This is a genomic window from Paraburkholderia sp. SIMBA_054, assembly GCF_046534875.1.
GTDB lineage: Bacteria > Pseudomonadota > Gammaproteobacteria > Burkholderiales > Burkholderiaceae > Paraburkholderia > Paraburkholderia hospita.
The window spans coordinates 243,576-253,910 of record NZ_JAWRXV010000011.1; the positions used below are offsets into that span (position 1 = coordinate 243,576).

At 61.8% G+C, this 10,335-nt stretch carries 7 protein-coding genes; 6 read left to right on the top strand and 1 reads right to left on the bottom strand.

The genetic code is table 11. From position 1 onward, the window contains the following. Positions 1 to 5 precede the first annotated feature (5 nt). Positions 6 to 1,010, bottom strand: coding sequence for a LacI family DNA-binding transcriptional regulator (locus SB822_RS16345; RefSeq protein ID WP_007583885.1), 1,005 nt, complete (start codon positions 1,008 to 1,010; stop codon positions 6 to 8). Between the two features lie 275 nt (positions 1,011 to 1,285). On the opposite strand from SB822_RS16345, the gene SB822_RS16350 reads away from it, so the two are divergent. The 6 genes from SB822_RS16350 (at position 1,286) to SB822_RS16375 (ending at position 10,212) form a co-directional block, all read left to right on the top strand. Beyond that, positions 1,286 to 2,437: an ABC transporter ATP-binding protein gene (locus SB822_RS16350; RefSeq protein WP_007743767.1), complete on the top strand. Its 1,152-nt coding sequence runs from the start codon at positions 1,286 to 1,288 to the stop codon at positions 2,435 to 2,437. A gap of 140 nt (positions 2,438 to 2,577) precedes the next feature. Continuing rightward, the gene (locus tag SB822_RS16355) at positions 2,578 to 3,861 is read left to right on the top strand and encodes an ABC transporter substrate-binding protein (RefSeq protein ID WP_007743768.1); all 1,284 of its coding nucleotides are present in this window, start codon (positions 2,578 to 2,580) and stop codon (positions 3,859 to 3,861) included. Positions 3,862 to 3,979: 118 nt separating this feature from the next. Further along, positions 3,980 to 4,882: a carbohydrate ABC transporter permease gene (locus tag SB822_RS16360; RefSeq protein WP_410855200.1), complete on the top strand. Its 903-nt coding sequence runs from the start codon at positions 3,980 to 3,982 to the stop codon at positions 4,880 to 4,882. Positions 4,883 to 4,909: 27 nt separating this feature from the next. Next, positions 4,910 to 5,761 (top strand): carbohydrate ABC transporter permease, encoded by an 852-nt coding sequence (locus tag SB822_RS16365; protein ID WP_007583881.1) that lies wholly within the window; start codon positions 4,910 to 4,912, stop codon positions 5,759 to 5,761. A 45-nt stretch (positions 5,762 to 5,806) separates the two neighbouring features. Further along, positions 5,807 to 7,780, top strand: a complete 1,974-nt coding sequence (locus SB822_RS16370; RefSeq protein WP_410855201.1) for a beta-galactosidase — start codon at positions 5,807 to 5,809, stop codon at positions 7,778 to 7,780. Beyond that, on the top strand, positions 7,780 to 10,212 hold the full coding sequence (locus tag SB822_RS16375) for a beta-galactosidase (RefSeq protein ID WP_410855202.1): 2,433 nt from the start codon (positions 7,780 to 7,782) through the stop codon (positions 10,210 to 10,212). The genes SB822_RS16370 and SB822_RS16375 overlap by 1 nt, the downstream gene beginning before the upstream one ends. Positions 10,213 to 10,335: the final 123 nt, after the last annotated feature.

The following is a 10,335-nucleotide window of genomic DNA, read 5'->3' on the forward strand; positions in this document are numbered from 1 at the left end:
CCATTCTACGTTGACTGCCTTCTCACCAACGTCGGCAAAGGCGCAATCACAGCAGGCGGCTGCCCCTCACCACGCGGCTCATGAATCAACCGTATCAGCAATTCAATCGACGCCTGCGCAATCGCTTCCGTATTGATCGCGACCGTCGTCAGCGACGGCCGCACCTGATGCGCCAGCTGAATGTCCGTGATGCCGATCACGGACACATCGTCGGGTACTTTACGGCCTAGCGTCGCCAGCGCCTGCAATGCACCGATCGCAAGCAGATCATTCGTCGCAAACAGCGCGCTGAGATGCGGCTCGCGCTCCATCAATTCCACACACGCGGCAAAGCCCGCGTCGATCGTATCCGGAATCTGCAGCACGGCGGCATCGTCCGGTTCGAGACCGGCTTCGCGCATTACCTCGCGAAAGCCCGTCGCGCGCGCATCCTGCAGGCCGCCGCAACCGTCGCCGACCAGCATGCCGATATCGCGATGCCCCAGTTCCAGCAGATGCCGCGCCGCGAGCGCGCCCGCATGCGCGAAATCGACGGCCACGCACGGCAGCGCGGGCAACTGCTCGGGATGCTCCCACAGGCTCAACACGATCGGCGCGCCAACGGCTGCGGACTCGCACAGTTCGTTGATCGCGATATCCGTGTTGAGCACCAGCACGCCTTCCGCCAGCGTGCCCGCAATCTGCGTCAGATACGCACGGCCGATTTCCGCGTCGTCGTCGGTGTTGCAGACCATCAGGAAGTAACCGCCGCGCCGCGCCGCGCGTTCGGCCGCCAGCACGAACTCGGGATAAAACGGATTTGCGATGCTCGACAGCATCAGCGCCAGCGTCGGCGAGCGCCCTTCCGCCAACGCGCGCGCGTTCAGGTTCGGCCGGTAGCCCAGTTCGCGGATAGCACGCTTCACGCGCTCAGCGGTTTCGGGTCGTACCTTGTCCGGATTGCGCAACACGTTCGAAACGGTCGCCGCCGTGACCTGCGCGCGTCGCGCGACGTCGGTTAATGTCGCCATGCCAGAAAGATTAGGAAAGATCCCATATTTAGAGACTGCGAATCAGATGTTGCGCATCTACCGCAGGCTTTGATAACTTTGCTCGAAAGGATATTGCAACCAGTTGCATGGGACCCGAGTAAGCGCTAAAGCGCTAACTCTGGTCGACAGGAGACAAACAAACATGATCGCGCTTTCGAGCACACCCAAATTTAAACGCTTAAATCCACGCCGCGCAAGCCTCTGCGCGATTTTTTTCCACGCAAATTTAAGCGTTTAAATCCAGGGAAAACACCATGTCAGCAATCTCCCTGACCAACATCCAGAAGACGTTTGGCGCGAATGCGCCCGTCATCCGCGATCTCAACCTCGACATTGGTGCGCACGAGTTCTGTGTGTTCCTCGGACCGTCCGGTTGCGGCAAGTCGACGTTGCTGCGCATCGTCGCCGGCCTGGAAGATCAGACCGACGGCGACGTGACGATCGGCGGCCGGTCGATGAACGGCGTCCCCGCCGCCGAGCGCGGCGTGGCGATGGTGTTCCAGAGCTACGCCCTCTTCCCGCACATGTCGGTCTACGAAAACATGGCGTTCGGCCTGAAGCTCGCAAAAACGCCGAAGGCCGAAGTCGACCGGAAGGTGCGCGAAGCGGCGCGCGTGCTGCAACTGGATACGCTGCTCGAACGCAAGCCGCGCGAACTGTCGGGCGGCCAGCGCCAGCGCGTCGCGATTGGCCGCGCGATCGTGCGCGAGCCTGGCGTGTTTCTGTTCGACGAGCCGCTGTCCAATCTCGACGCCGCGCTGCGCGGCCAGACGCGCATCGAAATCGCGCGGCTGCATCAGCGCTTCGCGCAGGCGAGCGTCGTCTACGTGACACACGATCAGATCGAAGCGATGACACTCGCCGACAAGATCGTGCTGCTGCACGCGGGCGCGGATACGCAGCGCTTCGGCAGCATCGCGCAGATCGGCGCGCCGCTCGAGCTTTATCATCGGCCGCGCTCGCGGTTCGTTGCGGGTTTCATCGGCTCGCCGCGCATGAATTTCCTCGACGGCGAAGTGGATGCGATTGCGCAAAACGGCGTGCACGTCAGGCTCAAACGGAGCGATACGACGCTGCGCGTGCAGGTCGACGGCGCGCGTCTCACGCGTGGCCAGCCTGTCACGGTCGGCATTCGTCCCGAGCACATCCGTCTCGACGGCGACGCGCAAACGCTCGCGGTCAAATCGCTGATCACGGAACAGCTTGGCGAGCACAGCTACGTGCATGTGGAATGCTCGGACGGCACGCTGATCGCGAAGGCGCCCGGCGATGTGTCGATTCGCAACGGCGAGCCTCTGGCGTTGCGTGTGCCCGCCGACGCATGCCATTTGTTCGATGAAGAAGGCATGGCACTGGCGCGCACGGTCGAGACAGAAGCGCAAGCCGTCGCGCTGCACCTGTCGTAAAAGCAGCCAGGCAACGACGCGAACCGCGCCTGCCGGGTTCGCCGATCTCAACAGCCGGCCATAGAGCCGGCGCGGTAGGCAAGAAGACCGCTGTCCGCGTCGAGCGGCCGGCCAACAACGCAGTTCCAGGAGACACCACGATGATCAACAAGCACCTGAGCCGCATTGCCGGGCTCGCTTCTTTCAACACGCGCTCCGTGACGGCTGCACTCGCCGTCTCGGCGGCGCTGCTGTCGGGCTTCGTCGCGGATGCCGACGCCGGTCAGCTGAACGTGAACGTGTCGGCGCGCGGCAACCAGCGCTCGACATGGCAGGACGCGTTCGACAAGTTCAAGAAGGCCAATCCCGATGTCGATCTGAAGATCACCTACATCACCGAAGAAGCGTACAAGGTGCAGATGGGCGGCTGGCTCGCGACCGATCCGCCCGATGTCGTGTCGTGGCACGACGGCGAGCGCATGGCCTACTACGCGAAGCGCGGCCTGCTCGAAGACCTGTCCGGCGACTGGTCGAAGAACGGCTGGAGCCAGCAGTACGCATCGGTGAAGGAAGCTTCGACGTATAACGGCAAGCAGTATGCGGCGCCCCTCGGCTATGACGCATACGGTTTCTTCTATCGCAAGGATCTGTTCGAGAAGGCAGGGATCAAGAGCGAGCCGAAGACGTGGGAAGAATTCCTCGACGCCTGCAAGAAGCTCAAGGCAAGCGGTGTCGCCCCCATCGCCGTCGCCGCGCGTGACAGCTGGACGCTTGCCGCATGGTTCGATTATCTCGACCTGCGCATCAACGGCAACGCGTTTCACCAGAAGCTGATGGCAGGCGAAGTGCCGTACACCGATCCGCGTGTGAAGAAGGTCTACACGACGTGGAAGACCTTGATGGACGACCACTACTACATCGACAACGCGTTGTCCTACGACCTCGATTCGATCGGCCCGTTCCTCGCGAACGGCAAGGCCGCGATGATGCTGATGGGTACGTTCTTCTCGGCGGGCATTCCGTCGAGCGTCAAGGATCAGATCGGCTTCATGCGTTTCCCGGTGATCGATCCGAAGGTGCCGATGGCGGAGGACGGTCCCGTCAACGTGCTGCTGATTCCCGCCAAGGCGAAGAACAAGACCGACGCACGGCGTCTGCTCGCGTTCATGGAAACGCCTGAAATCAACGCGGATCTCGCGCACGGCTGGGGCCAGTTGCCGTCCAACAGCAAGGCTGCGGAACCGGAAGATCCCATCTCGAAGGTCGGCTTCCAGACGCTCGCCAGCACGACGGGCGGCATTGCGCAGTTCTACGACCGCGATATGACGAAGGAAATGGCCGACGAAGGCATGAAGGCCATGCAGCAGTTCTACAACGATCCGTCGCAGATCGACTCGCTGCTCGCCCGTCTCGAAGCGACGCGCAAGCGCATCTATCACAAGTGATGTCCTGAAGGCGGCCGTGTCAAACGCGGCCGCCTGCCGGGCGCATCGCAATCGATGCGCCCACGAATCACCTGCCGCTCGCCGCAACGGGCGAACCGCATCGAACGAGGTTTTCGTCATGTCCACGTCTATCGCTCGCCTGCCTTCGGCGCGCAGCCGCCGCACGTCCAGGTCCGGGCGCGCGCGCAATCGCGCGGCGTTCTTCTTTCTGCTGCCGGGCTGCGCATTATTCGCGTTGTGCGTGATCTATCCGATCTTCAGCAGCATCTCGCTCAGTTTCTACAACTGGGACGGCATGACGGAAAAAACCTTCATCGGCCTTGCGAACTACGTCGAGCTGTTTCAGGCGGACACGTTCTACGTCGCGCTGAAGAACAACCTGATCTGGCTGGTGTTCTTCCTGCTTGCGCCGCCGTTGGGCCTGCTGTTTGCGCTGTACCTGAACCAGCAGGTGAAGGGCATGCGCGTCGTGAAGTCGCTGTTCTTTGCGCCGTTCGTGTTGTCGGGCGTGGTCGTTGGTCTCGTGTTCAGCTGGTTCTATGACCCGACCTTCGGCCTGCTCAAGGTGATTGTCGGTCACGGTATTCCCGTGCTCGGCGATGCGCACACCGTGACGTTCGGCATCGTGTTCGCCGCGCTCTGGCCGCAAACGCCTTACTGCATGGTGCTGTATCTGACGGGCCTCACGGCGATCAACCCCGAAGTGGTGGAAGCCGCGCGCATGGAAGGCGCGAAGGGCTGGCGTCTGTTGTGGCACGTGATCCTGCCGCAACTGCGCCCGGCCACCTTCATGGCCGTCGTGCTGACGGTGATCGGCGCATTGCGCAGCTTCGACCTGATCGCGGTGATGAGCGGCGGCGGTCCGTTCGACAGCTCGACCGTGCTCGCCTATTACATGTACGACCAGGCCATCAAGTATTACCGCGAAGGCTATTCGGCGGCGATTGCCGTCGTGCTGTTCGCGATCATGCTCGTCTACATCGTGTTCCATCTGCGCCGGATGCTGCGCGAAGAACGCTGATTCACGTATCGCGCAAGGAGAACTCTCATGTATCCGCTTCCCGTCGAACGCTGGAAACCCTGGAATCGCGCGATCTACAAGGCGTCGCTGCCGCTCGCGCTGCTCGTGTGGCTGCTGCCGATGCTCGCCGTGCTCGTCACGTCCATCCGCTCGTCCGACGAGCTTTCGCAAGGCGATTACTGGACGTTCCCGAAGCACTTTGCGTTGCTCGACAACTACGGCGCCGCGCTCACGCAAACGCCGATGCTGCATTACTTCGCCAATAGCGTGCTGATTACGGTGCCGTCCGTGCTTGGTGCGATCCTGCTGGCGTCGATGGCGGGCTTCGCGCTCGCGACGTATCGCTTTCGCGGCAACATCGTCGTGCTGTTTACGTTCGTTGCCGGCAATTTCGTGCCCGTGCAGATCCTGATGATCCCCGTGCGCGACATGGCGTTGAAGGTCGGACTGTTCAATACCGTGTGGGCGTTGATCATTTTTCATATCGCGTTTCAGACGGGCTTCTGCACGCTCTTTCTGCGCAACTTCATCAAGCAGTTGCCGTTCGAGCTGATCGAGGCGGCGCGCGTCGAAGGCGCGAGCGAATGGACGATCTACGCACGCATCGTTCTGCCGCTGATCCGCCCTGCACTCGCGGCGCTCGGCATTCTCGTCTTCACGTTCGTCTGGAACGACTATTTCTGGGCGCTGTGCCTCACGCAAGGCGACGACGCCGCGCCTATCACGGTCGGCGTCGCCGCGCTCAAGGGGCAATGGACGACCGCGTGGAATCTCGTCGCGGCCGGTTCGGTGCTGGCCGCGCTGCCTTCCGTGCTGATGTTCTTCCTGATGCAAAAGCACTTCGTGGCGGGACTGACATTCGGCGCAAGCAAAGGCTGACGCGCAAGGCCGACCGCACACTACTGATCTCTGGAGAAATCGACAATGCAACTGGGTGTTTGCTACTACCCCGAACAATGGCCAGAAACGCTGTGGGCCGACGACGCGCGCCGGATGGTCGAACTCGGCATCACGCATGTACGGATCGCCGAATTCGCGTGGAGCCGCATGGAGCCGCGTGCGGGCGTCTACGAATGGACGTGGCTGGACCGCGCCGTGGCCACGCTCGCCGATGCCGGCCTGAAAATCGTGCTCGGCACGCCCACCGCATCGCCGCCGAAGTGGCTCGTCGATTCGATGCCGGACATGCTGCCCGTGCGTGCCGACGGCACGACGTGGAATTCCGGTTCGCGCCGTCATTACGATATTTGCAGTGAGCCGTATCGACGCGAATGTCTGCGGATCGTCGAGGCGATGGCGCAACGGTATGGTTCGCATCCCGCGGTCATCGCATGGCAAACGGATAACGAACTCGGCTGTCACGAAACCGTGCCGAGCTACTCGAAGGCGGCCCGCACGCGTTTTCAGACATGGCTCGCGCGCCGTTACGAAACCGTCGACAACCTGAACCAGCGCTGGGGCACGGTGTTCTGGAGCATGGAATACGCTTCGTTCGATGCAATCGAGTTGCCGAACCTTACGCCGACCGACGCGAACCCGATTCACCTGCTCGACTTCCGCCGCTTCATGTCCGACGAAGTGACGAGCTTCCACCGCGAACAGGTCGATGTGTTGCGACGCCATGCGCCGAACGCGGACATGCTGCACAACTTCATGGGCTTCTTCACGACCTTCGATCACTATCGCTTCGCCGCGAACAAGAGCATCGACGTCGCGACGTGGGACAGCTATCCGATCGCGCGCACGGAAGTGATCGCGTTGAGCGAAGAGGACAAGGCACGCTATGCACGCACGGGGCACCCGGACGTGTCGGCGTTCGATCACGACCGTTATCGCGCGATCGGCCAAGGCCGTTTCTGGGTGATGGAACAGGAAGCGGGCCCTGTGAACTGGGCTCCGTGGAACCCCGTGCCCGCGCCCGGCATGGTGCGTCTGTGGGCCTATGAGGCCTTCGCGCATGGCGCGGAACTGGTGTCGTACTTCCGCTGGCGTCAGGCGCCGTTCGCGCAGGAGCAGATGCATTCGGGTTTGAATCTGCCCGACAACACACTCTCGCCAGGCGGACGCGAAGTGGCGCGCGCCGCGCAAGAGATTGCGCAGTCCGACGCACTGACGAAGCTCGCGCAAAGCGGCCCCGCTCCGCGCGCCGAAGTCGCGCTCGTGTTCGACTACGAAACGCAATGGATGTTTGAAATCCAGCGGCATGCAAAGGGTTTCGATTATCAGACGCTCGCGTTCGAGTATTACCGGACGCTGCGCGAAATGGCGCTCGACGTCGATATCGTGTCGGCGCATGCCGATCTCTCGGGTTACAAGCTGATCGTCGTGCCGGGTCTCGCGGCGCTGCCGGCGGGCTTTGCGAAGAGCGTCGAACAGTCTTCGGCTCAATGGGTGATCGGCCCGCGCACAGGCTCGAAGACCGCGGACTTCGCGATCCCCGCGCAGTTGCCGCCGGGCGCGCTGCAAACGGTCCTGCCGTTCAAGGTGCTCGAAGTCGATTCGTTGCGTCCGACGCTGCAGCCGACGACGACATTCGATGGTGTGACGGGCATCGCCTTGCACTGGCGCGAGCATATCGAAACGCGCGACGGTCTCGACGTGCTCGCGCGTTTCGATGACAACTGGCCCGCTATCGTCGCGCGCGGACATGTGCGCTATGCGAGCGCGTGGTTCGATGCGGCATTGCATCGCGCGTTGCTCGAAGGTGCGGCGCGCGATGCGGGTCTCGCTGTGACACATCTTGCGCAAGGGTTGCGTGTGCGCCGTCGCGGCGAGATCACGTTCGCCTTCAACTTCGGTGCGACTGCTACCGAAGCGCCTGCACCTGACAACGCGCATTTCGTGCTGGGTCAGCGCACGCTCGGCACCGCCGATGTCTGCGCGTGGATCTCGGCGTGATGAATCGCCCGCGCGATATGCCGACGACGACGCTGACCGTCGATGCAAGCCGCCCCGCCACTACGCCGCTCGCGGATACGTTGCGGATGGGCGCGAATACATCGCGCGATGGAAGGACGATCGGCATCAACAGCCGCTATCTGACACGCGACGGCGAACCGTGGCTGCCCGTGATGGGCGAGCTGCATTACGCGCGCGTGCCCGAAGCGCATTGGGACGACGCGCTTGCGAAGGTCAAGGCGGCAGGCGTCGATATCGTGTCGTCGTATGTGATCTGGCGTTATCACGAACCGCGTTCCGGCCAGTTCGACTGGAATGCGCGGCTCGATCTGCGCCGGTTCGTCGAAGCCTGTGCGAAACGCGGGCTGTACGCGTTCGTTCGCATTGGCCCGTGGGTGCATGCGGAAGTCCGTTATGGCGGCATTCCCGCGTGGGTCGTCGATCAGGTGCCGACGCGCAGCGACGATCCGCTGTATCTGCAGTACGTGCAGCGCTTCTTTGCTGAGATCGCCGCGCAGCTAGAGGGCTTGTTGTGGAAGGATGGCGGCCCGGTGATCGGCATCCAGCTCGAAAACGAATACAACCTGACGGGGCCGCAGCAAGGACCCGCGCATATCGCGACACTAAAGCGCCTCGCGCGCGAAGTGGGACTGGACACGCCGTTGTACACGGTAACGGGCTGGGATAACGCCGTGTTTCCGCGCCGCGAAGTTGCGCCTGTTTTTGGCGGATATGCCGACTTGCCGTGGGGGACGTCGACGGCGATGTCGGCGCCGAGCGAGGTGTATGGGTTTCGCTTTACGAGCCGTGTCGGCGGCGATCTTGGTGCGCAGACGCATAACAGTGAGCCTGGCGATGCGGATGCTGTAGCGAGCGAAACGCCTTTTCTAGGCGCGGAATTCGGTGGGGGCGTACCGACCATGTATCGGCGCCGTCCCGTTCTCGATCCTGACGACATTGCAGCGATGCTGCCCGTGCAGCTTGGTTCAGGTGTGAACCTGTACGGCTATTACATGCTGCATGGTGGCCGTAATCCGCCTGGCGATGTGGACGGACAAGAATCTACGGCGACGGGCGGTTATAACGATCTGCCTATCGTCAATTACGATTTTCAGGCGCCGTTCGGCGCGAATGGCGAAGCGCATCCCGTGCTTGGCAAGCTGCGGCCGTTGCATCTGTTTCTTCAGCAATGGGGTAGCGAACTGGCGACATGCGATGTGTATGCGCCGGAGCTTCTGCCGCGCGGTGCGGACGATCTTGAAACGCCGCGATTTTCCGTGCGTGCGGACGGCGATCGTGGCTTTCTGTTTTTCAACAATCATGTGCGGCAGCATCGGATGCCTGAGCGGCAAGGCGTGCAGTTCGCGGTCAAGCTGGCGACTCGCACGGTCATGTTGCCTGCGGCGCCGATCGATATTACGCCGGGAACGTGGTTCGTGTGGCCCATTGGACTTGCGCTCGGCGGTGCGCGCTTGCGTTATGCGACTGCGCAGCCCGTTACACGGCTTTCGACGCCTGACGGCGAAACGTACGTGTTCTCCACAACGGATGGGATCGCTGCTGAGTTTGCGTTCGAGCCAGGGTACGTGACGCGGATCGCGCCCGCGGACTCTCGTTCTTTATTGACGACAGATGAAGTGAATGGTGTGTTGGTCGCACGTCCTACGCCCGGCTCAGTATTCATCGCGACGTGCAGCGACGACACGCGTATCACGATCATCACACTCGCGAGCGAGGATATCGAACGGCTCAGTGTGTTGCCATTCGATGGACAGCGTCGACTGGTTCTTACCGATGCGTTGGCGTTCGAACGCGATGGCGAACTCGTATTGCGTTCTACGGGTGCCGCTTCGTTTGATTTATATGTCTATCCGCCGTTGCAGCACGCCCCTATTTCGACACGAGCGTTCGTAGAGGCGCCGCTGGACGGCATTTTTCAGCGCTTCGCGGTATCTGTGCCGCCAGTCGCGTTCGATGTCGGTGTTACGCCTTTGCGTTTCGCGCAGATGGTGCCTTCTATTGCTTCAGGCGGTGCAGCGCGGGCTGCCGTTGAACCTGCCCCAGAGAGTTTTGGCAAGGCAGCCGCGTGGAGTATCGATGTTCCCGAAGAGGCGTTGAACGCGCCAGGTTTGAGCAACGCCTATCTGTCGATCCAATATGCGGGCGATGTCGGGCGGTTGTTCTCAGGTGCCGATTTGATCGATGATCATTTTTACAATGGCTTGCCGTGGCAGATTGGTGTGCGCAATGTGACGATCGATCCGCAGCAATCGTTGGTGTTGACTGTGCTGCCTATGCGGGCAGATGCGCCTGTTTATCTCGATGCGCGGCATGATCCCAGGTCTGCTATTAGCGATCAGGTTGCTGAGATTCTTGGCGTGAGTTGGGTGCCGGAGTATGAAGTGGTCTTTTCTCGACCCGTAAGCGGGTGATTCTGGTTCGTTCGCTGGCATCCGCGTTTTGCTTTCTGGCCTTTGCGCTGGCATCCGCGTTATGCCTTCGTGCTTCACGCGTTGCCCCTGTGCGGGGCGGCACCTACTTTTCTTTGCCGCCGC